We start from the raw sequence: 25,325 nt of genomic DNA, 5'->3' as shown, positions 1-25,325 counted from the left end.
TTAAAAACTAAAAAAAATGAAAAAAATATTCAATGTTTTATTAGTGACTATGGTAGGTTTATACCTTATCTCATGCTCTAAGGAGGAGGATAAAATAGAGTTAAATAATACTTCACAGGCTAAAATAACTTCAGATAAAACTTCTGTAGTACTTGATGAAACGAAAGCAGGACAAAATGCAATGACTGTCACTTGGGAAAATCCAACTTTTAATCCAAGTGTGGGATTCAACAATTCTCTACAGTTTGCAGTAGCCGGAACAAGTTTTGCAACAAACGTACTTCAGGATCTGCCTTTAGACCAAAAAACTTTCTCACTTACTCATTTGCAGCTTAATAACATCCTAGCACAGCTGAATGTTGCACCTGATACAGCAAAGCCTATTGAAGTGAGAATGAGAACAGCATTAAACAGCACTACTTTCTTTTATTCTAATGTAGTTACTGTAAATATGACAGGGTATAAGCCAAATCCGGATCTTATTTATCCAAAAATAAATGTTCCCGGAGGATATGCCGGAGCAGCAGGATATGCAGATTGGGAGCCAACCAATTCACCCAATTTATTTTCACCTGAGAAGAATGATAAATACAGAGGATTTATTTATGTAACTAATCCCAATAGTGAGTATAAGTTTACAATTAATCAAAGTTATACTGGAGATAAGGGAGACGATGGTACTTTTACAGGGAAATTAGTGGAAACAGGAGAAGTTAATGTAAAAGCTGTTGCGACAGGAGCCTATTACATCAATGTAAACTGGGCTGCTAATACCTATTCTTCAGTCATTGCCAACTTCGGAGTTATCGGAGATGCAACGCCTACAGGATGGGGATCAGATACCGATTTTGTATATAATCCAGCAACCAAAACTTTTGTGATTAATTCTATTGCATTATCAAGTACCGGAGTATTTAAATTCAGAGCCAATGATGATTGGGCAATGAAATTCCAGCCAAAAGATGCAGATCAGACTCTGGTTTCCGGAACTGCTGTTCAGTCTTATTTAAGCGCAGAGAACACGGTAACAGGAGATCCTGCCTATAAAGTGTCACAGGCAGGTAATTATAAAATTGAACTGGATTTACACAATTCAGCATATTACAAACTAACCATTACTAAATTGTAAATTAAACTAAACAAACTAAAATAAAGCAAAGTGCTGCTTTACCGTGGCACTTTATCTATTTTTTAAGTTAATAAATAGTCATTATGAAGAAAATTACAGTTGGAGCACTTTTGCTCTCAATGATGTTTACAGGTGTGAAAGCCCAATCTTTAAAATCTCCGGACGGGAAATTTGAAATGAATTTTCAGCTGAAAGAAGGAGTTCCTTACTACAACCTTAAGTATAACGGTGCAGTAGTAGTTGAAGATTCTAAATTGGGATTGAGATTATTTAAAGACACAGCCATAAAATTCGCTTCTGAGATTGCCAAACCAGAAGATGCAAAATACGATCTGAACAACGGTTTTGCAAAGACAGATGAAAAAAGAGACTCCAAAAATGAAATCTGGCAGCCGGTTTTAGGAGAAAAGAAAAATTATATCAACCACTACAACGAACTGGCAGTTACCCTGAATCAGGCTTCTACAGACAGAAGTATTGTGGTGAAATTTAGATTATTCAATGATGGTCTTGGTTTCAGATATGAATTTCCGCAACAGAAAAACCTTAATTATTTCGTCATCAGAGAAGAAGATTCTGAAATTGATTTCCCTACCGATATGAAAGCATGGTGGATGGTTGCAGATTACGATTCTCAGGAATATCAGTATCAGGAAACTAAAGTTTCTGAAATCCCTTCAAAATGGGACAAAGCATACGATGCAAATGCTTCACAATCATTGGTGAAAAATGCAGTTCAGTCTCCTTTAATGCTTAAAAAAGAAGGAAAAGAACCTTTATATATTAACGTTGCTGAAGCTGCTGTATTAGATTATCCGGCTTCACACCTTGAGGTTGATGCACAGAATTTTAAATTCAAAACGCATTTGACTGCTGACAGACAGGGAGCGAAAGGATATATTCAGACTCCGTCAGTAACGCCTTGGAGAACGATTATTGTAGCTCCGAAAGCAGAACAGGTGATGGATTCTAAAATGATCTTTAACCTTAACGAACCTACAAAGTACACTGATACTTCTTATATCCACCCTACAAAATACATGGGAGTTTGGTGGGAAATGATTATCGGAAAATCACAATGGGCTTATTCTACTGCTGAAAATGTTCATTTAGGTAAAACAGACTTCGCGAAATTAACTCCAAACGGAAAACATGCTGCTAACAATACAAAAGTTAAAGAATATATTGACTTTGCTGCAGAAAACGGGTTCCAGGGATTATTGATTGAAGGTTGGAATGTAGGTTGGGAAGACTGGTTCGGACATTCAAAAGAATTTGTTTTTGATTTTATTACTCCTTACCCGGATTTTGACATCAAAATGTTGAATGAATATGCGCATTCAAAAGGAATTAAACTAATCATGCACCATGAAACTTCAGGTTCTGCAACGAACTACGAAAGATGGGCAGACAAAGCATTCCAAACGATGAACAAATATGGATATGATGCTGTGAAAACCGGATATGTAGGAGATATTATTCCTAGAGGAGAACATCACTATTCTCAATGGACTATCAACCATTACTATAGAATTGCAGAAAAAGCAAATGATTATAAAATCATGGTGAATTCTCACGAGTCCGTACGTCCTACAGGAGAAAGCCGTACTTACCCGAACTATATCTCTGCAGAAGCAGCCCGTGGAACAGAGTATGAAGCATTCGGAGGAAATAAACCAGATCATCAGACGGTTCTTCCGTTTACAAGATGGATGGGAGGTTCTATGGACTACACGCCGGGAATTTTCCAGACAAAACTTGACTATTATTTCCCTGGAGATAACCGTTTTGTAAAAACTACTCTGGTAAAACAGCTGGCTCTTTATGTAACAATGTATATGCCGCTTCAGATGGCTGCAGATCTTCCTGAAAACTACAAAAAGCATATGGATGCATTCCAGTTTATCAAGGATGTGGCAGCAGATTGGGATGATACCAAAATTTTATCAGCAGAACCTGGTGATTATGTGGTTACAGCGAGAAAAGCAAAAGGTACTGAAAACTGGTTTGTAGGAGGTATTACCGATGAAAACAAACGTGAGTATACAGTAGACTTCTCTTTCTTAGATAAAGGAAAAAAATATGAGGCAACCATCTATGAAGATGGAAAAGATGCTGATTATATTGATAATCCTCAAAGCTATAACATCTACAAAAAAGAGATTACAAGTAAGTCAAAAATTAATTTTAAAATGGTAAGAAGTGGCGGTTTCGCAGTTTCAATTAAACCAGTAAAATAATTGTAAAGATACACTAAGGTGCCCCAGTTTATCGAATTTTCGATGGCCGGGGTATTTTTATTTATCCTCTGCCTGTTGAATCAATTGGGAATATTGATTTTCAGATTCTAATATTTGCTCCTTTACTTTAACAGGAGTTTTTACTTTCTCTTTATATTCTTTCTGATATTGTTTCACTGTTTTTCCAGTACCGTCATGTCTCCATCCTGGCGAATAAAAAAGATATTTAATGCGGTCTTTAAAAGAAATTCCCGGTTGTCTGATATCTTTCCCTATTCTTCTCCATTCATAGAAAAGCATCGTTGCAGGGTCTTTGGATTTTATTTTAGGATAAACTCCATATTTCACAGGAACTTCAGGATCTTCTTTTTCAAAAGTTCCGAAAATTTTATCCCAGATAATCAGCCCCATTCCCATGTTACGGTCCAGATATTTGATATTACACGCGTGGTGTACTCTGTGATGAGAAGGAGTAACCAGAATATATTCTAAAAATCCCATACTTTTAATAGATTGAGTGTGTACAAATGTACCGTAAATCTGTATGGAAGAGTAGGCTACCAGAATATGCCACGGATGAAAGCCCATGAAAGCTAATGGAGAGAAAAATAAATATCTGTATAAAGGTTGAAATACAGGACTTCTGAATCCTGTACTGATATTAAAATAGTCAGAATTGTGGTGCGTAATATGTACCGCCCAGAAAACACGTGAATGGTGATCTACATAATGATGGACATAATAAGCAAAATCCTGTGCCAGGAATACCGCAATCCAATACCATATTCCTTCTTGCCAGTCAAAAAGACGATGCTGGTAAAAAAACATCATAACAAATAAAGAAAAACCCTTCATGATGATGTCTAACCCATAATTAAGCAAGGCGAAAAGGACATTTGTTGCTACATCTTTAGTCTCATATATTTTCTCTTTATTAAAATGACTGTAGGCCATTTCCAGGAAAATTATAGCAGCAAACACAGGGATTGTCCATGTGTAAACAACATCCGGTCCTTCAGTTTTGAATATATTACTGAAATCCAACATTTTTTCTATAAAACTAAACATAAAAAGCATGGGAAATTAATTTTATGCATGAATTTTTTGTGAAAAATTTAATTATTCTTTATAAAATTTAAAATGGAGATATTTAATCTTATCATCTTATAGAAATGAAGATAAAAAAAGAGGTTTTCTGTAACATTTTTGAGCGTGTATTTGAAAATTTAATGCTAAATTGAACACTAATATGAAGACAATATATGCAGCATTCGCCCTTTCGATAGCTTCTTTTGCTTTTTCTCAGAAAAATCTGGAAAGAGTAGAACCGGCTTTCTGGTGGAAGGGAATGAAAAATCCTGAACTTCAGATTCTTGTGTACGGAAAAGAAGTGGCAAATAACGAGATTACGCTTTCAGATGGAATACAAATCAAAGACATCCGGAAAGTAGACAATCCGAATTATGTTTTTATTACAGTCAATACCAACGAAATAAACGTTCCGAAGTTTGCTATCAATATTAAAAAGGGTAAAAAAAATATGGGTTCATACACTTATGAGCTGAAACAGAGAAATCCGGGATCTGCCAACCGTGAATCTTTTACTTCAAAAGATCTCATGTATCTGATCATGCCGGACCGATTTGCCAATGGTGATGAGAAGAATGATTCAAGGCCGGAACTTACCGAAAAAGCAGATCGCAGTCTTCCAAACGGCAGACATGGAGGTGATCTCCGTGGGATTATCAATAACCTTGATTATATTCAGAATCTGGGAGCAACAGCAGTCTGGCTTACTCCTGTGAATGAAGATAACGAAAAAGTGTATTCCTATCACGGTTATGCTCAGACCGATCTGTATAAAATTGATGCCCGTTACGGTACCAACGAAGAGTATAAAACATTATCTCAGGAACTGAATAAACGAAAGATGATGTTGGTGATGGATTATGTGACCAATCACTGGGGCGGCTCACACTGGATGATGAAAGACCTTCCGTCCAAAGACTGGATACATTGGTTTGATGAAGGAGAAAAAGGATTTAAACGTTCTAATTATAAAACGACAACGCAATTTGATACCAATGCTTCAGACATTGATAAAAAATATGCACTGGACGGATGGTTTGATACGACCATGCCTGATATCAACCAAAAAAATCCATTGGTTCTGAAGTATCTGATTCAAAATGCAATCTGGTGGATAGAATATGCTGAACTGGGAGGGTTTCGTGTAGATACCTATCCTTACAATGATAAAGATGCGATGGCAAAATGGGCTAAGGCGATCACCGATGAATATCCTAAATTCAATATTGTAGGAGAAACCTGGTTGTATACAGCTGCACAAATTGCAGCATGGCAGAAAAATTCTAAAATCGGAGAGATAGAAAATTATAATTCAAATTTACCATCGGTGATGGATTTTATGCTGTTTGAAAACATGCCTAAAGCACTCAAAGAAAAAGAAAGTTGGGATAAAGGAATGATCCGTATTTACGACTCTTTTACCAGCGATTTTCTTTATCCGGATATCAATAACCTTTTGGTTTTCTTTGAAAATCATGATACCGAAAGATGGAACGAAATCTTTAATGCAAACCCTGATGCCTACAAAATGGCACTCACACTTATCTCAACAGTAAGAGGAATTCCACAAATTTATTACGGATCTGAAATAGGAATGAGAGGCGATAAAAAAGCAGGGGGTGATGCCGATATCCGCAGAGATTTTCCGGGAGGATGGAAATCTGATCAACAAAATGCTTTCGATCCATCTACTCAGACACCGGAACAGAAAGACTTTTTCCAGTTTACTCAAAAATTGTTGAACTGGAGAAAAGATAAAGAGGTGATTCATAATGGAAAGACTAAAAATTTCGTTCCTCAGGATGGTGTTTTTGTGTACTTCAGATATAATGCAAAAGAAAGTGTAATGGTAGTCATCAACAATAATGAAAAAGATCAGTCGTTAGAATTGAAACGATTTGCAGAATCACTTAACGGATTTGCAAAAGGAAAAGAGATTATTTCAGGCAAAGAAATTTCATTACAAAACAATATGAATATCCCTGCGAAAACATCATTGATTATTGAACTAGAAAAATAATAATACTTATGAAAAAACTAACGACTGTTTATACCTTACTCCTTTTTTTACTGGGATTCTCTTCATTTACCGCACAGTCAAAAAATACATTTGAGAAAGAAAAAGCGGAAATCACTACGATGCTGGACACTTTCAATGCAACAGCTGCAAAGGCAGATTACACAGGATATTTTAATCTCTTTGCGGATGAATCTACTTTCATCGGAACAGATGCTACTGAAATCTGGGATAAAAAAGCATTTATGGTGTGGGCAAAACCTTATTTCGACAAAAAGAAAACCTGGAATTTTAAAGCCCTTAAAAGAAATATTTACTTCAGCAAAGATGGAAAACTGGCATGGTTTGATGAATTATTGGATACTCAAATGAAAATTTGCAGAGGTTCCGGAGTGGTAGAAAAGATTAACGGAAGCTGGAAGGTAAAACAATATGTTCTTTCTGTGACAGTGCCTAATGAAGTGGTAGATAAAGTGGTTACTGAAAAAGCACCTATCGAAGATGCATTAATTCAAAAACTGAAGTCATAATGGCAATAATGATGGGGAAATATGATACTGGGGCAGTCGGGAAAAGAAAAAAGCCAGACTTATCAATGCTCCAGATTATCAATATGAGCATGGGATTTCTGGGAATCCAGATGGCTTTTGGATTACAAAATGGAAATGCAAGCCGTATTCTTGGGAATTTAGGAGCAGATGTTCACGAATTATCATGGTTCTGGCTGGTGGCTCCCATTACAGGTCTGATTGTTCAGCCTATTATTGGGCACATGGGCGACAATACATGGAGTCCGTTGGGAAGAAGAAAACCTTATTTCCTGATTGGAGCTGTTTTATGTGCTATAGGATTGGTTCTCCTTCCTAATGCAGCTTCCGTTACGCAGATGTTTGCGGCCAATGCTCTTTTGTTAGCGGTAATATTTCTTGCCATGATGGATGCTTCGGTCAATATTGCAATGGAGCCATTCAGAGCTTTGGTAGGAGATATGCTTCCCAAACATCAAGGTACCATAGGATTTTCCGTACAAACGATTTTAATTGGAATTGGAGCAGTATTGGGCTCATATTTACCGGATTGGCTAACCAAAATGGGAATTTCCAACGAAGCACCAGCAGGATTTGTAGCAGATAATGTTATTTATTCTTTTTATATCGGTGCAGGATTGCTTATTATATCAATTCTATACACCATCATGACAACCAGAGAGTATTCCCCACAGGAATTTGCTGATTTTGAAGATGGAAAAGAAGGAGAACAACATAATTCTAAGTTTTCAGATATTTTCAAAGATTTTGCTGCGATTCCTGCACAGATGAAAAAGCTTGGAATTGTTCAGTTTTTCTCATGGTTTGCATTGTTTACGATGTGGGTTTTCACTACCAGTGCTCTGGCAACCCATCATTTTGGACTTTCCCCGGAAGATACCCATTCCAAAGCATTTAATGATGCAGGAGACCTTACCGGAAAACTTTTCGGAATGTATAATCTTTGGGCAATTCCGTTCGCATTTCTATTAACACCAATTGCTAAACTGATTGGTAAAAAACAGACTCATGCTTTAGCTTTATTGTGTGGAGGTTTGGGATTGGTTTCAATGTATTTTATTAAAGATGTCAACAACCTATGGGTTTCTATGATCGGATTAGGTTTTGCCTGGGCAAGTATTCTGGCAATGCCCTATGCTATGCTTATTGAGGTGATTCCACAACGAAAAATGGGTGTTTATATGGGTATATTCAACTTCTTTATTGTGATTCCGCAGATCATCAATGGTTTATTCGGAGGCCCTATTGTAAGTGGTATTTTCGGGAAACAAGCTATGGATTATGTTGTTGTAGGTGGTGTTTGCATGCTCATTGGAGCTGTAGTAACGATGATTTTTGTGAAATCAGAAGATGAAACTCCTAAGGAAATTGAAGAAGAAATCAAGCAGGTACACTTTTAATTAGAAACTAGAAATTAGAGGTTAGAAATTAGTAATGTGATGTGTTTTGAAATTTAAAATAACATTATAAAATTCAATAGGAGCGGGCTTTAGTCTGTTTTCTCTTTCAATATTTATTGATTGGCTTTAGCTAAAACCTATCTTTTTTTGTAATTTTTTTTTAAACCAAAATTGTTTATCATGAAGCTTAATTTTTTGAATAAGTTTTTTTCGTCTATAAAACAAAAGGATAAGATTGAAAATGAATATATTGCTGAAATTAAAGATGTTACTGAAAATTTAGAAGATAACGGCTTCACTCAGGAAGAGTTACTTGAATACGATAAGCACGTACATCTCTATTATACTTATATGATCAATTCACTGATTCTTTATACCTATAATGTAGACCAATTGGATGGGATGGCTCCCATTTTAATAGATCCTCTGGCAGAACTGTATGAAGAGCTTGATTATGCATTCCTCCCTGTTTTATTTAATACCATTTTCAGAAATAAACTCATTGACGAATCTTTTAAGGAAGACCTCCTGAATTTTAAAAAGAAAGTTGATGATATCCCTGTGGAAATTTGGGACTGGGACTTTTTAGATCACCATGAAACGTGGAAAAACATAAGACTTGAAGCCGAAAAGCTTTTAAATAAACTCAATATTGAAACAAGAACTTATAATACAGATTATACTACCATTATTTTAAAAAAATAAGAGTTTAGTAAGAAACAATTCAATAGGAGCGGGTAGTAATCCAGAGCGTAGACGAAGGAAGTCTGCTTTTATTTTAAACATTCATCACTTGACTTTATCCAAAACTTAAAATCTATCCTTCATATACTTATTAGTTTTTTGATCTTAAGATTATAATAATCTCCCACAGATTTTCACAGATATCACAGATGTTTGCGCTTATTCATACAATTGGCTCAATCTGTCAAATCTCCGTAAGAAAAGATATTCGATATGAAATTTTATCGCAGATAAAATCCTTGCGCCCTAAAAACATATCAAATGCAAAAAAAATCGCGTCTTTGCGTAATCCAACCTATAAATAATCCTCACTTTCTGAGCTCTCTCGATATTTTTACTGCTCTAATTTCCTTTCTTAACCTACATCAACTTTTAAAACACCCACATCCCGTACATTTGTACCATAAATAATCACAGAAAATGAAAACAGTATATCATAAAGCAGATTCAAGAGGCCATGCCAACCACGGATGGTTAAATTCATACCATACATTCAGTTTTGCCAACTATCAAAACAGAGACAGAACGAACTTTGGAGTTTTAAGAGTGTTGAATGATGACACCGTTTCTCAGGGAATGGGCTTCGGAACTCATCCACACAGAGATATGGAAATTATTTCAATTCCTTTGGAAGGAGATCTGGAACATAAAGATTCAATGGGAACTACGGCGGTGATCAGAAAAGGAGAAATTCAGGTGATGAGTGCTGGAACCGGTGTCATGCACAGCGAATACAATAAAAATAAAGATGAGGAGGTGAAATTCCTTCAGATCTGGGTTTTTCCAAAAGAACAGAATGTTGAACCACGATACGATCAGAAAAGCATCAAAGAAGGTGAAGAAATCAACGGATTTCAACAGATTTTATCTCCCAATAAAAATGATGACGGAGTTTGGATTCATCAGGATGCATGGTTTAATCTGGCCAACTTTAAAAAAGGAAACGGTAAAAATTATATGCTCAACAAAAAAGGAAACGGAGTCTATGCATTTGTGTTGAAAGGAAGCGCAAAAATAGGAGACCGCGTTCTGAATGAAAGAGACGGATTAGGAATCTGGGATACTCAGAGCTTTAATATTGAAGCCGTAGAAGACACTGAAGTATTATTAATGGAAGTCCCGATGGAACTGCCTTCTTATCTTAAATAAAAAACTAAATTTGTAATCTTAAAAATAAACCTCACATATGAAAATTTTAGCAATAGCAGGAAGTAATTCAGAAGCTTCAATGAACAAACAATTGGTGGCTTATGCATCAACATTATTTGAAAATGCAGACGTAGAAGTGATAGATTTGAATCCTTTCGAAATGCCAATCTATAAACATGAAAGAGAATTAGCAGGTGGTGTTCCTCAGGAAGCTCATGATTTTGCAGCAAAAATTGATGGAGCAAACCTATTGTTGGTTTCTTTAGGAGAGCACAACGGAACCTATTCTACAGCATTTAAAAATGTATTCGACTGGGTATCCAGAATCAAAGACAGAACAGTTTGGAATGAAGTACCAATGCTATTGATGTCTACATCTCCCGGAGGTAGAGGTGGAGCAGGTGTTTTGGAAGCAGCATCAAAGCGTTTCCCTTTCCACGGAGGAAATGTGGTAGAGACTTTTTCACTTCCTTTCTTTAATGATAACTTTGATAAAACTGCTCAGAAAATTTCTAATGAAGAGAAAAACAGTGAGTTAAAAGAAAAAATAAAGAAGATTGCAGCCATTGAAACAATCCTTGAAAAATAGAATTTGAATATTCATTTAAAATTACTATTTTTGCAAAAAGAAAAGAGATGAAAATTCAGACCTCCTATAAACAATGTTTTTCTCATAAAGGGAAAGTTGTGGGCTCTGAAATTCTGAGATAAAATAACGGCCGATAATCTGAAAAGATTGTCGGCTTTTTTGTTTTCTAAAATCGAGTATAAAAGTAATTGAAATATTAAAAGATAAGAAGACACAAGGCGTCAGATGCAAGACAATAAATCATCTGAAATCTGAATCTGAAATCTAAAAATCTAAGCAGACATGAGCAACACTTACAAATCAGCAGGAGTAGACAAAGAAGAAGGATACAAAACGGTTGACAAGATCAAAAAGGCGGTCGGTGAAACCCACAATTCCAATGTACTGAACCACTTGGGGAGTTTTGGTGCTTTCTATGAAATCGGAGGATACAAAAATCCGGTTCTTGTATCAGGAACAGATGGAGTAGGAACAAAGCTGAAAGTAGCTTTAGATACCAAAAAATATGATTCTATCGGGGTAGATTGTTTCGCAATGTGTGCCAACGATATTCTTTGTCACGGAGCAAAACCTTTATTCTTCTTAGATTATCTGGCTTGCGGAAAGCTTGATTCAGAAATCGCTGCAGAAATCGTTTTAGGAATGGTTGCTGCTTGTAAGGATAACAACTGTGCACTGATTGGTGGTGAAACTGCTGAAATGCCTGGAATGTACCAGCCTGGAGATTATGATGTTGCAGGATTCTGTGTAGGAATCGTAGAAAAAGACCAGATCATTGATGGTTCTAAGATCAAAGCTGGGAACAAAATCATTGCATTACCAAGCTCAGGATTCCACTCAAACGGATTCTCTTTAGTAAGAAAAGTATTCCCGAACTTTGAAGAAGAGTTTGAAGGAAAACCATTATATGAAACACTTTTAGTGCCTACAAGACTGTACTACAAAGATATTCACAAAGTACTGGAAGAAGTAAAAGTAGAAGGAATTGCTCACATCACTGGAGGTGGTCTTTATGAAAACGTTCCAAGAATTATTCCTGAAGGACTTTGTGCTTCTATTGACGAAACAAAAATCAGAATTCCTAGTGTTATGCTTGAGCTTGAAAAAAGAGGTGGAGTAAAACGTGAAGAAATGCACGGAACATTCAATATGGGTGTAGGAATGGTAATCGTTGTAGATGCTGAACATGCTGAAAAAGTATTGCACCTTTTAGATGACGCTTATGAAATCGGTGAAATCACTGAAGGAGCAGAGAAAATCAATTTAAAGTTTTAGAAGCTTAATCCCGCTTTCCGCTATATCTTTTTTGCCAGTGCTTTTTTACAAAGCCATTTCAAAAAAAGGATGCCGCTGCAATCGGGGCTAATTAAAAATATGAAGAACATCGTTGTACTCGTATCCGGTTCAGGAACCAATCTGCAGAGAATCATTGATACTATTGACTCAGGAGAAATCCAGAATGCAAAAGTAACTTTGGTGGTAGCAGACAGAGAATGTTTCGGATTGGAAAGAGCAAAAAATCATAACATAGAAAACGTTCTGATTCCGAGAGGGAAAAACTTCAGCAGCGAATTGAGTAAAATCATCCCGGAAAATACAGATTTAATCGTATTGGCAGGATTTTTATCCATCTTAAAATCTGAATTCTGTGAAAACTGGAATGGTAAAATAATCAATATTCATCCGGCTTTGCTTCCGAAATTCGGAGGAAAAGGAATGTGGGGACATCATGTTCATAACGCTGTGATTGAAGCCAAAGAAGTAGAGAGTGGAGCGACTGTACATTTTGTAACGCCGGGCATTGATGAGGGAGAATCTATTCTTCAGAAGTCTTTTGAAGTGACTGCTGATGATACTCCTGAAACGCTGGCTCAGAAAGTCCACCAGATTGAATATGAGATATTTCCTATAGCGATCAATAAGGTCCTGGGAAATAAATAATGTCAAAAATTTTGACAGAAAAATAGAAAAATCTAAGTAAAATAAAAGTAAGTTCGGAGGTGAAAGACCCGGACACAGTTTGAAATAGCTGTAAAAAGTAAAAAATTGAAAGTAAAATGAGTAAAAAGAGAGTTTTAATCAGTGTTTCTGACAAAAGTGGATTAATTGAATTCGCGCAGTTTTTGGAAGCTCAGAATTATGAGTTGATCTCTACAGGAGGAACGTTCAAACATTTGAAAGACGCTGGTTTAAATCCTATTCAGATTGATGAGGTAACCAATTTCCCTGAAATGTTGGATGGAAGAGTGAAAACTTTACACCCAAAAGTTCACGGAGGATTGCTGGCTGTTCGTAACAACGAAGTGCACATGCAAACCGTTCAGGAGCACGGGATTGATCTGATTGACATGGTAATCGTAAACCTTTACCCTTTCTTTGAAAATGTAAACAAAGAAATTTCTTTACATGAAAAAGTAGAGTTTATCGATATCGGAGGCCCTTCAATGCTTCGTTCTGCAGCGAAAAACTTTGATTCTGTAACGGTAATCACTGATGTTGAAGACTATGCAGCAGTGAAAATCGAAATGGAGCAAAACGGGGATACATACATCGAAACCCGTAAAAAGCTTGCAGGAAAAGTATTCAACCTTACCTCTGCGTATGATGCTGCGATTTCCAGAATGCTTTTAGATGAAGAATATCCTACTTATCTGAATGCTTCTTATAAAAAAGCAGCTGACCTGAGATACGGAGAAAACCCTCACCAGACAGCAGCTTACTACGTTTCTACTTTCGAGAACGGAGCGATGAAAGACTTTGAACAGCTTGGAGGTAAAGAACTTTCTTTCAACAATCTTCGTGATATGGACCTTTGCTGGAAAGTCGTTACTGAGTTCAAAGAAGAGATGGCGTGTTGTGCGGTAAAACACTCTACACCTTGTGGCGTTGCAATCGGAACTTCAGCTTTGGAAACCTACCAGAAAACATTTGAATGTGATCCGGTTTCCATCTTTGGCGGAATTGTTGCAATGAACTATAAGATTGACGCAGCAACAGCTGAAGAATTAAATAAAACCTTCCTTGAAATTGTAATGGCTCCTGAATTTGATGAAGAAGCCCTTGAAATTTTAAGAAAAAAGAAAAACCTGAGAATCATCAAAATCGTAAACCCTGTTTCAGACAAACAGACCTGGGTGAAAGTAGACGGAGGAATCCTTGTTCAGGATAATGACCTTCACTTCTCGGATGATATCAAAGTGGTAACAGAAGTACAACCTACAGAAGAGCAGAAAAAAGCATTACTTTTCTCTCAGAGAGTAGTAAAATATGTGAAGTCTAACGCGATTGTAGTTTCCAACGGAATTCAGGCATTCGGTATCGGAGGCGGTCAGGTAAACAGAATCTGGGCAACTCAACAGGCTATCGAAAGAGCAAAAGAAAAATTCTCCGGAGATTTGGTACTGGCTTCAGATGCATTTTTCCCTTTCCGTGATGTGGTAGATTTCTGCGCTCAGGAAGGTATCAAGGCGATTATTCAGCCGGGTGGAAGTGTAAAAGATCAGGATAGTATTGAGGCTGCAAACGAGCACAATATTCCAATGATGTTTACAGGTGTTAGACACTTTTTCCACTAATTAAAATAGAATTAAAAAATAATTAGGGATTGTATTTTTAGCATTCAAAATTATATATTTGTAAAATAAGACTAGATAATAATATAAAGTATGAGAATATTAATCATAGGTGAAGGCGGTAGAGAATCTGCTTTAGCGGCAAAGCTTCAGAATGACTCAAGAATTTCTAAAATGTTTTTTGCCAACGGGAATGCTACTACCGATGTAATAGGGAAAAATGTTCATTTATCAGAAATCAAAGAACTTAGAGATTTCGCTATTAAAGAAAAAATTGATCTTACGATCGTAGGTCCGGAAGCTCCTCTTGTAGCGGGTATCAAGGACGAATTTAAAAAGCATGATCTTAAGGTTTTCGGGCCTACTCAAAAAGTAGCGAGCCTGGAAGGAAGTAAAGCTTTCTCTAAGAAATTTATGCAGACCTATGATATCAAAACGGCTAAAGCTGTGGTATTTGATTCATATAATGAAGCTAAAGAATATGTGCAGACACAGCAGTATCCTTTGGTAATCAAGGCAAGTGGTTTAGCTGGCGGAAAAGGTGTTGTTATTTGTGACAACCTTGAAGAAGCTGAAGCTACAATCCATGATTTCATGATCAGAAGAATCTATGGTGATGCTGGTATTCGTTTAGTTATTGAAGAATATTTACAAGGTTTTGAAGCTTCTATTATTGCTTTCTCTAACGGGGAAAAATTATTCCCATGTGTAGCAGCTAAAGATTATAAAAAAGCTGGAAACGGAGATACAGGACCTAATACAGGAGGTATGGGTTCAGTAGCACCAAGCCCGGAATTTACTCAGGAGCACTATGCAGATTTTGAAAAAAATATCTTAGAACCTACTGTTAAAGGTCTTAAAGCTGAAGGTTTCGGATTTAAAGGAATCATCTTCTTCGGATTGATGGTAACGAAAAACGGAGCTTACCTTCTTGAATACAACATGAGATTCGGAGATCCTGAAACTCAGGTATTGATGGCATTGATGGAAAACAATCTTTTGGATGTGATCCAGGACTGTATGGAAGGAAAAGACATTGAGCTTAAGTTTAAAGACGAAAAGGCAGTTTGTCTTGTAATGTGTTCAGGAGGTTATCCAAGAAATATCGAAATAGGTTTCGAAATTACAGGAGAAGAGAAACTGAAACACAGTAAACTGTTATACGCAGGAGCAATCAGTAAAGGAGATAAAGTGGTTTCCAATGGAGGTAGAGTACTGAACATTGTGGCTACAGGAGCTACTTACGAAGATGCCCGCAAAAAAGTTTACGAAGACGCAGGTCATGTACATTTCGATTACGGCTTCTACAGAGAAGACATCGGAAAGTTTTAATAAAAATCATGAAAAAAGATTTGGAGCTAATCCAAGTCTTTTTTTGTAAAACAGTTAAATAAGCAATAAGCTTTAAGCTACAGGCAGTATGCTTATTGCAGTATAGAAAGCTTATAGCCTGAAGCCTATTGCTTAAAGCTTATAATTAATCATCATTTATCAATTATCAAAATGAACAACGGTATTATTATTTTAGATTTCGGATCCCAGTACAACCAGCTTATCGGAAGAAGAATCCGTGAGATGGGCGTGTACTCTGAAATCTTGCCTTACAATACACCATTACAAGATATTTTAGCAAAACAACCAAAAGGAATCATCCTTTCCGGTGGACCAAGTTCTGTAAATGCAGAAAATGCTCACCTGGTTGAAAAAGAATTATACGAGCAGGGAGTTCCTGTATTGGGAATCTGCTACGGAATGCAGATGACAGCTCACCTTTTAGGAGGTAAAGTAAACAAAGGAGAAAAAGGAGAATACGGTAAAGCAAACTTAGAGATCGTTAAAGAAAGCTCTTTATTAAAAGGAGTGACTCAGAACTCTGTCGTTTGGATGAGCCACTTTGACGAAGTAGGAGAATTGCCTGCAGGTTTTGAATTAAATGCAAAATCTGGAGTAATTGCTTCTATCGCTAATGAAGATAAAAAAATCTACTGTGTTCAGTTCCACCCGGAAGTTTCTCATACAGAAGAAGGCGGGAAAATGCTTGAAAATTTCGTTTTCAGCATCTGTAACTCAGAAAAAAACTGGAAACTGACCAACTATATTGAAAAAACAGTTGAGGAGATCCGTGAGAAAGTAGGAGACAACAAAGTGATCCTTGGACTTTCAGGAGGTGTAGACTCTTCTGTAGCTGCTGTTTTGATCCACAAAGCCATCGGTGATCAGTTGACTTGTATCTTCGTAGATACTGGATTATTGAGAAAGGATGAAGGCAAAAAAGTAATGGATCAGTATGGAGAGCATTTCCATATGAACATTAAAATGGTAGATGCTCAGGATAGATTTCTTTCAAAACTAGCTGGAGTAGACGATCCTGAAGCGAAGAGAAAAATCATCGGAAACGAATTTATCCACGTATTTGATGAAGAATCTCACAAAATTGAAGGCGCTAAATTCCTTGCACAAGGGACTATTTACCCGGATGTTATCGAAAGCCAGTCTGTCAACGGACCATCTGCAGTAATCAAGTCTCACCACAACGTTGGAGGACTTCCTGAAGATATGGAATTCGAATTATTAGAGCCACTAAGAGAGCTTTTTAAAGATGAAGTTAGAAGAGTAGGAGAAGAATTGGGTATTCCTCACCACCTGGTATACAGACATCCTTTCCCAGGTCCTGGATTAGGGATCAGAGTATTGGGTGCGGTAGATGCTGAGAAAGTAAGAATCCTTCAGGAAGCTGATGATATCTTCATCGAAGAATTATACAAAAATGACCTTTACGAAAAGGTATCTCAGGCTTTCGTAGTACTTCTTCCTGTAAAATCTGTAGGAGTAATGGGAGATGAAAGAACTTACGAATACACCGCTGTAGTTCGTTCTGCTAACACCATCGATTTTATGACAGCAACTTGGAGCAGACTTCCTTACGAATTCTTAGATACTGTTTCAAGCAGAATCATCAACGAAGTAAGAGGAATCAACAGAGTAGCTTACGATATTTCAAGCAAACCACCTGCAACCATTGAGTGGGAATAATTTTTGACTTGAATTTTAAATACAAATCCTGCCCTTTTGGGTGGGATTTTTTTGTTAAAATGCAAACTCCGAGAAAATTTTAGAATAATCCTCGCTGAAAACAAACATGCTGCTGATTCCATCATATCTGGCAATAACAAACTTAATATTTTCGTGAGATTGCTGTTTGATCAGGCAGAAATTATCATGAATTTGTTGTGTTAATTTTTTTACATCTTCACTGCTGGCTATTTCATTTCTAAATCTATATAAACTAATTAAATCATCTAGAGATAATGAGTGATCAGTAAATGAAATTTCAAAGTTTTTCATTTCTGTATCGTACTCTTTAATTTTTTGAGAAATCAATTCTTCCATAATTTATGATATAATGATGTCTTTATTTAGGTAATTGTTTTTATTAAAACTGTTTCAATGAAGAAATGATCAGTAAAATATTTAAAGCAATTAACAAGCAATATACCAGTTTGAAGAGTATATGCTTATGAAAAATAAGGTAATTTACTAACATTGTCACCATTAAATAAAAGTAAATAAAACTTTTTGCTTCCTGAGGTTTTATTTCAGATACTGAAAACAAGTTTAAATTATGTGAAACATTGACTGATGTGTCTGCATAAAAAATTCTTAAAATAAAAATAATTGAAATACTTATGAGTAAGGTTACTGCGTATGGCTTCATCAGTTAATAAAATATTAATATTATTTCCTTTTTAATTTACGTTGTAAAAGTAAAAATCTTCAGCAGAAAAAGCATTCAGGTTTTCCATAAAATCAAAATAAGCATTATAAATATCAGGATCTACAGACAGATATGGATGAGATAGGGTATTGACCATAATGTATTCTATATCATGAAATATATGAAGAAGATTTGTTACTTGTAAAGCATATTGACTCTCTATAAAAATCAGAGGATAATTCAAACAGATATATCCAATGGGTTTATTTCCTAGGTGCAGAGCCGTAATTTTTTCTATATCCATTTCTATATTAATGTCATAATGAAATGAAAGTACCTCCACTACTGAGATGAAATCAGTATGTTTCCAGTAATTATTTGAATGAACTGCTGTTTGTAAAGTTTCGGTAATATCCACTGTTAAATTTTGTGTAAAATAGTTGGGAAGTACTTTGTATAAGGATGTAAGTAAAATATTTTCCCTAAATTTAAGTAAAATTACATCAAATGCAAATAGAAACAAGAAACCTGACCCTTCAGGATTATGATGAACTGGCGGAAACGATGAAAAGGGCCTACCCGCAGATGTCGGAGTCCATTTGGTCCAAAAAAAGTATTGATAAACTGACAAAAATGTTTCCTAATGGACAGATTTGTATCACCGTAGATGGGAAACTGGCTGCTGTGGCACTTTCCATAATCGTTAATTACGAAGAATTCGGGGATGATCATACCTATAGTGATATTACGGGAAATTATACGTTCAATACCCATAGTTCAACAGGAAATGTCCTTTACGGAATTGAAGTTTTTGTAGATCCGGAATTTCGTGAACTCCGTCTGGGAAGGAGGTTGTATGATGCCCGAAAAGAACTTTGTGAATTATTAAACTTAAAATCTATTATTCTGGGGGGAAGAATCCCGAATTATCACAAATACAGCCACGAGCTTTCCGCAAGAAATTATATCCGAAAGGTAAGAGATAAAGAGATCTATGACCCGGTACTGTCTTTCCAGCTTTCCAATAATTTTCTTCCGATAAAAATCCTGAAAAAGTACCTTCCGGAAGATGAAGCTTCCAGAGAAAATGCAGTTCTTTTACAATGGAACAATATCTATTACAGCCGAAAACCAAATACCATGCAGGACAGTATTATCCGTCTTGGATTGGTACAATGGCAAATGAGGACTTTCAAAGATATAGAAGCCTTTTATGAGCAGGTAGAATTCTTTGTGAATGTGATGGGAGATTATAAATCTGATTTTGTCCTGTTCCCGGAACTTTTCAACACGCCTTTGCTGGCTCCTTTCAACAATCTTTCCGAAAGAGACAGTATGATAGAACTGGCTAAACTTACTGAGCAGATTAAAGAAAAGATTTCAGAATTAGCGATCAGTTACAACGTGAATATTATTTCCGGAAGTATGCCCGTTTTTGATAGTGATAATAATGATTTATATAATGTAAGTTATCTTCTTCACCGTGACGGCCGTATGGACGAGTACAGAAAGATTCACATTACTCCGAACGAAAAAAGGTACTACGGAATGAAAGGCGGAAATGAAATCAAAGTCTTTGATACCGACTGTGGGAAAATAGGTCTTGTGATCTGCTATGATGTAGAATTCCCGGAATTACCAAGAATTCTAGCTGATCAGGGAATGAAAATCCTGTTTGTACCGTATCTTACAGACACTCAAAATGCCTATATGAGAGTACGACACTGTGCTGCTGCAAGAGCTATAGAAAATGAATGTTATGTAGCCATTGCCGGCTGTGTAGGAAACCTTCCGAAGGTAAACAATATGGATATTCAGTTCGGACAGGCTGCTGTGTTTACCCCTTCAGATTTTGCCTTTCCATCCAATGCTGTGAAAGGAGAAGCAACTCCCAATACAGAAATGACGCTGATTGTAGATGTGGATCTGAACCTCTTGAAAGATCTCCATCATAACGGTTCTGTTCAGGTAATGAAAGACCGAAGAAAAGACCTTTACGAAACTTACCTTAAATAAAAATATCTGCGGCAGCTCCAATGGAGCTGCCGCAGATATTTAAGTATCCAAACGGAACGAACTAACCTTTTTTAGCAGATTCTCTTATTAAATCCTGATTGTTTTTATAAACCTCATATTGTTCAGGGTTTAATATCTTTTTAAAATCTTTATCAAGTGCTTTAAAATCATTGATAATAACACGTTTTGCTTTTTTGCTGTCAGCATCTTCCGGACCTGTATTTTTCTTGTTAAGACGCTTTCCAAAATCCTTCTGAACTTCCTTTACCCCTTTGAAGTTGATCTCATATACCTGCTCAACCTGTCTTTCAGTTAGATCCAGAATAGGAACCATAAGAAATGTTCTGAAAAGAGCAATCTTTTCTGCTCTGTCTTGTTTTACCACTGCCATCTGTTCAGGAGTAAGGATTTGTTCCATAGCCTGATGACGTTGAGCGATGATGCTTACAAATTCGTCAGCAATTATTTTGTTGTTCTCTGGACTGTTATTGTTACCGGCTTTGCTGTCAAGAGCAATTAGGGCATCTGCGGTCATTGTATTGATTTCGGTCACTTTATTGGCCTGTGATTCTGTAAGTCCCAGATAACTCATTTCTTTTGTGGCTACTTCAGCAATAGAATGAGCTGATGCTACTTGTGCTTTTACTTGGGTGGTAAACATAATTGCTGATACAATAAGACCAGCTGAAATAATTTTTTTTAACATAGTGTTGTAATTATATTTATAGTTTGTTGTTAATTGAATATGATTATGTATTTAATTCTCTATTTCGGGTTATATTATGTAATGGTTTGATCAATAGATTTTTGTGTTTTGTATGCTATTGTTTTAGATGGAAATAATATGCCATAAATTGGGCTACGTAAGCATTTTTTGGAGCAAAAAAAATACCCGAAGAATATTTCTTCGGGTACTATATAGTTCTGTATAAAATCAGATTTTACATATACTCAGGGCAAACTACAGCAGGGCAAATCAATCCTGGACATGTTGGTCTTCCATCAGTAGGACAGCATTGGTTTGAGCAGTTTTTGATAGGGATGATAATCCCATTTCCTGCAATCCCTTTTAATTGTTCTCTTGAAAGTTTGTTGTTGCGTAAATTTTTCATGTTTTAATACTTTTGGTTTGTTTTATTTGTAAGTTGTAAATATATCAATTTTTATAATATATGATGTTTTTTTATTGTTATGATTGTGTTTTATTCTTTAAAATACTGGTTATGTGTTGATATTTTTAATTTCACATCCTGATGTTATTGTCATAATTCTTTTCATAAAGGAACAATTTTTGGAGTAAATTGCACCTACTATTGATACACTATGTTTGATAAGCCTCAAAGAAAACTGAAAAGATCCGCAAGACTGATTTCCGTATTAAGCAAATATGGATTCAAAGATCTTCTGGCCAGAATGAATGGAAATAAGCAGGAAGAAACTTCTGGTCATTCAGATGAAATTATTTCAAAAGGTACCGTTTACGAAAGAATAAGATTGGCACTCGAAGAGTTGGGGCCTACTTTTGTGAAATTGGGTCAGACATTCAGTAATAGGGAAGACTTATTGCCACCGGAATTGATCCAGGAGTTGCAAAAGCTTCAGGACAAGGTGGATATGGTAGATATGGATGTAGAAGAAGCACTGGAAAGCGAGTTTAATATTTCCGTTAAAGATTATTTCCGTGAAATTCAGAAAAAACCTCTGGCTACAGCTTCTATTGCACAGGTTTACAAAGCTGTTCTGATGGATGGCAGTCCGGTGATTTTAAAATTGAGAAAACCTGATGTACAGTCTGTCATTGAAGATGATTTACTGTTGATTAAAGATATTGAAAAGCTGATATCTGCCTATTCGGAAATAGGAGAAAAACTGAATCTGAAACAGGCGATTTCTACCTTCGAAAGGTCTTTACTGGAAGAAGTCTCTCTGATCAATGAAAAAAATAATATCCAGCAGTTCCGACTGAATTTTAAGAACAATAAAGAAACATATGTTCCTAAAGTCTATGAAGAATTTTCAAACAACAATATTCTTTGTATGGAGTTTATTGATGGGATTAAGGTTACCGATAAATCTGTTCTGCTGGCGAATGATATTGATCCGGTGAAAGTTTCAGAAGCAGGGTTAAGGCTTTTTGTATCGCAGATTTTAGACTATGGATTTTTCCATGCTGATCCTCATGCCGGAAATATTTTAGTGAGAAAAGACGGCAAAATTGTTTTCATTGATTTCGGGGCAGTAGGAAAGATTCAGCCCAATGATAAAGAAATTCTTGAAAATCTTATTGTCAGTTTTGTTGCTAAAAATTCGCATAAAATAGTCCGTTCACTCAAAAAAATGGCGATAAGCTATGAAATTCCTGACGAAAGAAGATTTGAAAATGATGTGGATGATATTCTGAATTTTGTTCACAGTTCGTCATTACAGGACATCAATGTGCAGGTGATCATCAACAAGATGAAGGATATATTGAAAGACAACAGGCTTTATATGCCGGATTATTTCTATCTTCTGTTCAAAGGAATCAGCCTGATAGAAGGAGTGGGAAGAAGTATTAATCCTGATCTTGATATTGTTAAAAGTCTTCATCCTTACACCAAAAAGATTTTTACCAAGAAAATCAGTCCTAAAAATCTTTTAAAAACAGGGATGGACCGTATGATGAATTTCACTGACAATGTGGATGAAATCCCGAAAGAGCTCCGTTCCGTTCTTCAAAAACTAGATGAAAATAAATTTACGGTTTCCAGTGAAATCAAAAATATAGATAAAACCAACCAACTGATCAAATCCAGTGTCATCAATCTGATTCTGGCTATGGTTTTAGGAGCAAATATCATTGCTACAGCTATTGTTTTTTCTTCCGAATCCGGACCAAGAATCGGAGAATTATCTTTGGTAGCAGTTCTGGGCTTTATTTTTTCAATCATTTTAGTGCTCATACTCTTATTGAGAGTGACCAGAAAGTAAACCCGGAAAATTCAAAAACTTGAAACCCTAAACCCCACATCTCGAAACTCGCATCCCGCATCCCGCATCCCGCAACTCGCACCCCGTAACCCGAATCAGACAACTCATAACCCCAAACCAACAATGAAAACACTTATTATAACAACAATCACCTTATTCAGCTCACTTTGTATAGCTCAACAGGGAAATGAAGAGAAACTTCAGGGAGATTTCGACGGAAACGGAACAAAAGAATACGCTTATACAAAAGTCAGCGATTGTGGTGATGAATGTGAAGGAAAGTGTGAAACAATCATTTATTTCAGTGATAAAAACATAAAACCTATAACGATTACACCTGCAAACAAGGGAAGTCTGTATAATTTGGGTGATCTTAATGGGGACGGGAAAGAGGAGATCGGATTTTATCCCAATTGGTGTACCAGCTGCTGGCATCCTTTTTATGTGTATACTTTAAGTAAAACAGGGTGGAAGCCATTATTGCCTTCTATTTCAACTCATTGTAATCAGTGGGAAGAGGATCAATTCCCCATCAAAAAAGATCCCAAAAAGAAAGGATATGTTATTGTTACCTCCAGCAAATGGATAGATGATGATATTAAAATTATCAGTGAGAGTGTAAAGGTGAATTGAGCACAATCGCCGGAGGATGGAGGAAAATGACTTGTGTTAATACGTTAATCTGTTTCATTGTAAATTCAAAAAATTAAAAGAACGTTTGATAATCTTCCAGCTTCAAACTTCGTGCTTCCATACTACAAAATTAAATACCTATCTTTGCAAAATGGAAAAACTCACTTTTGCGGATTTTGACCTTCCGGTTAAAATTCTTGATGTTTTAGCGGATTTGGAATTATTTGAACCTACTCCCATTCAGGAGAAGAGCTTAAAGCCTATTCTTTCGGGAAGAGATGTAATGGGAATTGCACAGACCGGAACCGGAAAAACATTGGCTTATCTTTTACCCGTTCTGAAAACCTGGAAATACAGCAAAACAGGAAATCCTACTGTTTTGGTGCTTGTTCCTACAAGAGAATTGGTGGTACAGGTGACTGAAATCCTTGAAAAACTGACGGAAAATATTACTGCAAGAGTAATCGGAATATACGGTGGAAAAAATATCAATACTCAAAAACTATTGTTCAATGATGGTTGTGATATTCTGGTAGGAACACCGGGAAGAGTAATGGATCTTTCCATAGACAATGCAATCTCTCTGAAGGAAGTTCAGAAGCTGATCATTGACGAGTTTGATGAGATGCTTAACCTTGGTTTCAGACCACAGCTTACCCACATTTTTGAAATGATGAAAGAGAAGAGACAGAATATTCTTTTCTCCGCTACCATGACAGAAGCGGTAGATGACATGCTGGATGTTTATTTTGCCAATCCAATTGAGATTTCACTGGCAAAATCAGGAACTCCGCTTGAAAAAATTGAACAAACGGGTTACAAAGTGGAAAACTTTAATACTAAGATCAACTTACTTGAACATTTGCTGAAGAATGATACAGATATGTCTAAGGTGTTGATTTTTAATAATAATAAAAAACACGCAGATCTGCTCTTTACTAAAATCAATGAACTTTTCCCTGAACAGTTTGATGTGATTCACTCCAACAAATCTCAGAATTACAGATTAAAAGCGATGAAGAGCTTTGAAAATGAAGAGATCAGAGGTTTGATTACTACAGACGTAATGGCAAGAGGTCTTGATATCTCAAACATTACGCATGTGATCAATTTTGAAACCCCTGATATTCCTGAGCAATATATTCACAGAATTGGTAGAACGGGTAGAGCGGACAAAGAAGGAAAGGCTGTTACTTTTGTTACTAAAAAAGAAGAACCTTTGATTCTTGACATTGAGCTGTTGATGGATAAAGAATTGAAGTTTAATGAATTCCCTGAAGATGTTAAGATCAATCCTAAAAAGATTGCGGCTGAAGAAGATCAGGTAGTGATGAAAAATCCTGCTCAGGTAAAACTGAATGATGGAGGAGGCGCATTCCACGAGAAGAAAGCCAAAAATACAAAAGAAAACTGGGGTGGACCTTCCAAAAGAAAAGCACCTAAGAAGTTTGGAGCCAACAGAGCTCAGCAGAAAGCAATTTCGAAATCGAAAAGAAAGAAATAAAATAAAAAAA

At 36.2% G+C, this 25,325-nt stretch carries 22 protein-coding genes; 17 read left to right on the top strand and 5 right to left on the bottom strand.

Annotated features, from left to right (window positions below):
* Positions 1-16 precede the first annotated feature (16 nt).
* Together REB14_RS21560 and REB14_RS21555 are read left to right on the top strand one after the other, a co-directional pair.
* Entirely contained in the window at positions 17-1,129 is a 1,113-nt protein-coding gene (locus REB14_RS21560) for a SusE domain-containing protein (RefSeq protein ID WP_309523261.1), read from the top strand.
* Between the two features lie 83 nt (positions 1,130-1,212).
* A complete protein-coding gene (locus REB14_RS21555; protein ID WP_309523260.1) occupies positions 1,213-3,369 on the top strand; it encodes a glycoside hydrolase family 97 protein in 2,157 nt (718 codons plus the stop codon).
* Between the two features lie 57 nt (positions 3,370-3,426).
* On the opposite strand, the gene REB14_RS21550 is transcribed toward REB14_RS21555, so the two are convergent.
* Positions 3,427-4,416, bottom strand: a complete 990-nt coding sequence (locus REB14_RS21550) for a sterol desaturase family protein (RefSeq protein ID WP_309523336.1) — start codon at positions 4,414-4,416, stop codon at positions 3,427-3,429.
* Positions 4,417-4,618: 202 nt separating this feature from the next.
* On the opposite strand from REB14_RS21550, the gene REB14_RS21545 reads away from it, so the two are divergent.
* The 11 genes from REB14_RS21545 (at position 4,619) to guaA (ending at position 17,510) form a co-directional block, all read left to right on the top strand.
* Positions 4,619-6,478, top strand: coding sequence for a glycoside hydrolase family 13 protein (locus REB14_RS21545; RefSeq protein WP_309523259.1), 1,860 nt, complete (start codon positions 4,619-4,621; stop codon positions 6,476-6,478).
* Positions 6,479-6,486: 8 nt separating this feature from the next.
* Complete coding sequence (locus REB14_RS21540; RefSeq protein WP_079241164.1) at positions 6,487-7,005, top strand: nuclear transport factor 2 family protein; 519 nt, start codon at positions 6,487-6,489, stop codon at positions 7,003-7,005.
* Entirely contained in the window at positions 7,005-8,423 is a 1,419-nt protein-coding gene (locus tag REB14_RS21535; protein WP_309523258.1) for an MFS transporter, read from the top strand. Before REB14_RS21540 ends, REB14_RS21535 begins: the two co-directional genes overlap by 1 nt.
* Positions 8,424-8,603: 180 nt before the next feature.
* Entirely contained in the window at positions 8,604-9,128 is a 525-nt protein-coding gene (locus REB14_RS21530; protein ID WP_079241166.1) for a hypothetical protein, read from the top strand.
* A 459-nt stretch (positions 9,129-9,587) separates the two neighbouring features.
* Positions 9,588-10,316, top strand: coding sequence for a pirin family protein (locus tag REB14_RS21525; RefSeq protein WP_309523257.1), 729 nt, complete (start codon positions 9,588-9,590; stop codon positions 10,314-10,316).
* A 37-nt stretch (positions 10,317-10,353) separates the two neighbouring features.
* Positions 10,354-10,905: an NADPH-dependent FMN reductase gene (locus REB14_RS21520; RefSeq protein WP_309523256.1), complete on the top strand. Its 552-nt coding sequence runs from the start codon at positions 10,354-10,356 to the stop codon at positions 10,903-10,905.
* A 282-nt stretch (positions 10,906-11,187) separates the two neighbouring features.
* Positions 11,188-12,180 (top strand): phosphoribosylformylglycinamidine cyclo-ligase, encoded by a 993-nt coding sequence (gene purM, locus REB14_RS21515; protein ID WP_079241169.1) that lies wholly within the window; start codon positions 11,188-11,190, stop codon positions 12,178-12,180.
* A gap of 99 nt (positions 12,181-12,279) precedes the next feature.
* On the top strand, positions 12,280-12,846 hold the full coding sequence (purN, locus tag REB14_RS21510) for a phosphoribosylglycinamide formyltransferase (RefSeq protein ID WP_079243889.1): 567 nt from the start codon (positions 12,280-12,282) through the stop codon (positions 12,844-12,846).
* 116 nt (positions 12,847-12,962) lie between these two features.
* A complete protein-coding gene (gene purH / locus REB14_RS21505; protein WP_079241170.1) occupies positions 12,963-14,480 on the top strand; it encodes a bifunctional phosphoribosylaminoimidazolecarboxamide formyltransferase/IMP cyclohydrolase in 1,518 nt (505 codons plus the stop codon).
* A gap of 90 nt (positions 14,481-14,570) precedes the next feature.
* Complete coding sequence (purD, locus tag REB14_RS21500) at positions 14,571-15,809, top strand: phosphoribosylamine--glycine ligase (RefSeq protein ID WP_079241171.1); 1,239 nt, start codon at positions 14,571-14,573, stop codon at positions 15,807-15,809.
* Between the two features lie 171 nt (positions 15,810-15,980).
* Positions 15,981-17,510 (top strand): glutamine-hydrolyzing GMP synthase, encoded by a 1,530-nt coding sequence (guaA, locus tag REB14_RS21495; RefSeq protein WP_034696325.1) that lies wholly within the window; start codon positions 15,981-15,983, stop codon positions 17,508-17,510.
* Between the two features lie 54 nt (positions 17,511-17,564).
* Here the strand turns inward: guaA and REB14_RS21490 are convergent, their stop codons facing one another.
* A complete protein-coding gene (locus REB14_RS21490; RefSeq protein ID WP_309523255.1) occupies positions 17,565-17,867 on the bottom strand; it encodes a hypothetical protein in 303 nt (100 codons plus the stop codon).
* 356 nt (positions 17,868-18,223) lie between these two features.
* Positions 18,224-18,610: a hypothetical protein gene (locus REB14_RS21485; RefSeq protein WP_079241173.1), complete on the bottom strand. Its 387-nt coding sequence runs from the start codon at positions 18,608-18,610 to the stop codon at positions 18,224-18,226.
* Positions 18,611-18,699: 89 nt separating this feature from the next.
* Here REB14_RS21485 and REB14_RS21480 point away from each other — a divergent pair, with 89 nt between their 5' ends.
* Positions 18,700-20,208: a carbon-nitrogen hydrolase family protein gene (locus tag REB14_RS21480; RefSeq protein WP_309523254.1), complete on the top strand. Its 1,509-nt coding sequence runs from the start codon at positions 18,700-18,702 to the stop codon at positions 20,206-20,208.
* A 61-nt stretch (positions 20,209-20,269) separates the two neighbouring features.
* Here the strand turns inward: REB14_RS21480 and REB14_RS21475 are convergent, their stop codons facing one another.
* Both REB14_RS21475 and REB14_RS21470 read right to left on the bottom strand, forming a co-directional pair.
* The gene (locus REB14_RS21475) at positions 20,270-20,914 is read right to left on the bottom strand and encodes a hypothetical protein (RefSeq protein ID WP_309523253.1); all 645 of its coding nucleotides are present in this window, start codon (positions 20,912-20,914) and stop codon (positions 20,270-20,272) included.
* Between the two features lie 235 nt (positions 20,915-21,149).
* Entirely contained in the window at positions 21,150-21,320 is a 171-nt protein-coding gene (locus REB14_RS21470; protein ID WP_167595386.1) for a hypothetical protein, read from the bottom strand.
* A 211-nt stretch (positions 21,321-21,531) separates the two neighbouring features.
* Here REB14_RS21470 and REB14_RS21465 point away from each other — a divergent pair, with 211 nt between their 5' ends.
* The 3 genes from REB14_RS21465 to REB14_RS21455 all read left to right on the top strand — a co-directional run bounded on the left by REB14_RS21465 (position 21,532) and on the right by REB14_RS21455 (position 25,315).
* On the top strand, positions 21,532-23,178 hold the full coding sequence (locus REB14_RS21465) for an ABC1 kinase family protein (protein ID WP_309523252.1): 1,647 nt from the start codon (positions 21,532-21,534) through the stop codon (positions 23,176-23,178).
* 123 nt (positions 23,179-23,301) lie between these two features.
* Positions 23,302-23,811 carry a hypothetical protein gene (locus REB14_RS21460; RefSeq protein ID WP_309523251.1) on the top strand — a complete coding sequence of 170 codons (510 nt, stop codon included), beginning with the start codon at positions 23,302-23,304 and terminating at the stop codon, positions 23,809-23,811.
* Positions 23,812-23,962: 151 nt separating this feature from the next.
* Positions 23,963-25,315, top strand: a complete 1,353-nt coding sequence (locus tag REB14_RS21455) for a DEAD/DEAH box helicase (RefSeq protein ID WP_079241178.1) — start codon at positions 23,963-23,965, stop codon at positions 25,313-25,315.
* The last annotated feature ends 10 nt before the right edge of the window (positions 25,316-25,325 follow it).

Source organism: Chryseobacterium metallicongregator, assembly GCF_031324065.1.
In the GTDB taxonomy this organism is placed as follows: domain Bacteria; phylum Bacteroidota; class Bacteroidia; order Flavobacteriales; family Weeksellaceae; genus Chryseobacterium; species Chryseobacterium metallicongregator.
The sequence above is the reverse complement of the archived record's forward strand: the minus strand, read 5'-3'. Positions and strand labels throughout refer to the sequence as shown.

Bases quoted from the DNA above. Each gene is read 5' to 3' on its own strand.
- REB14_RS21560 (WP_309523261.1), top strand. From the start codon at position 17: ATGAAAAAAATATTCAATGTTTTATTAGTGACTATGGTAGGTTTATAC.
- REB14_RS21555 (WP_309523260.1), top strand. From the start codon at position 1,213: ATGAAGAAAATTACAGTTGGAGCACTTTTGCTCTCAATGATGTTTACA.
- REB14_RS21550 (WP_309523336.1), bottom strand. From the start codon at position 4,416: ATGTTGGATTTCAGTAATATATTCAAAACTGAAGGACCGGATGTTGTT.
- REB14_RS21545 (WP_309523259.1), top strand. From the start codon at position 4,619: ATGAAGACAATATATGCAGCATTCGCCCTTTCGATAGCTTCTTTTGCT.
- REB14_RS21540 (WP_079241164.1), top strand. From the start codon at position 6,487: ATGAAAAAACTAACGACTGTTTATACCTTACTCCTTTTTTTACTGGGA.
- REB14_RS21535 (WP_309523258.1), top strand. From the start codon at position 7,005: ATGGCAATAATGATGGGGAAATATGATACTGGGGCAGTCGGGAAAAGA.
- REB14_RS21530 (WP_079241166.1), top strand. From the start codon at position 8,604: ATGAAGCTTAATTTTTTGAATAAGTTTTTTTCGTCTATAAAACAAAAG.
- REB14_RS21525 (WP_309523257.1), top strand. From the start codon at position 9,588: ATGAAAACAGTATATCATAAAGCAGATTCAAGAGGCCATGCCAACCAC.
- REB14_RS21520 (WP_309523256.1), top strand. From the start codon at position 10,354: ATGAAAATTTTAGCAATAGCAGGAAGTAATTCAGAAGCTTCAATGAAC.
- purM (WP_079241169.1), top strand. From the start codon at position 11,188: ATGAGCAACACTTACAAATCAGCAGGAGTAGACAAAGAAGAAGGATAC.
- purN (WP_079243889.1), top strand. From the start codon at position 12,280: ATGAAGAACATCGTTGTACTCGTATCCGGTTCAGGAACCAATCTGCAG.
- purH (WP_079241170.1), top strand. From the start codon at position 12,963: ATGAGTAAAAAGAGAGTTTTAATCAGTGTTTCTGACAAAAGTGGATTA.
- purD (WP_079241171.1), top strand. From the start codon at position 14,571: ATGAGAATATTAATCATAGGTGAAGGCGGTAGAGAATCTGCTTTAGCG.
- guaA (WP_034696325.1), top strand. From the start codon at position 15,981: ATGAACAACGGTATTATTATTTTAGATTTCGGATCCCAGTACAACCAG.
- REB14_RS21490 (WP_309523255.1), bottom strand. From the start codon at position 17,867: ATGGAAGAATTGATTTCTCAAAAAATTAAAGAGTACGATACAGAAATG.
- REB14_RS21480 (WP_309523254.1), top strand. From the start codon at position 18,700: ATGCAAATAGAAACAAGAAACCTGACCCTTCAGGATTATGATGAACTG.
- REB14_RS21475 (WP_309523253.1), bottom strand. From the start codon at position 20,914: ATGTTAAAAAAAATTATTTCAGCTGGTCTTATTGTATCAGCAATTATG.
- REB14_RS21470 (WP_167595386.1), bottom strand. From the start codon at position 21,320: ATGAAAAATTTACGCAACAACAAACTTTCAAGAGAACAATTAAAAGGG.
- REB14_RS21465 (WP_309523252.1), top strand. From the start codon at position 21,532: ATGTTTGATAAGCCTCAAAGAAAACTGAAAAGATCCGCAAGACTGATT.
- REB14_RS21460 (WP_309523251.1), top strand. From the start codon at position 23,302: ATGAAAACACTTATTATAACAACAATCACCTTATTCAGCTCACTTTGT.
- REB14_RS21455 (WP_079241178.1), top strand. From the start codon at position 23,963: ATGGAAAAACTCACTTTTGCGGATTTTGACCTTCCGGTTAAAATTCTT.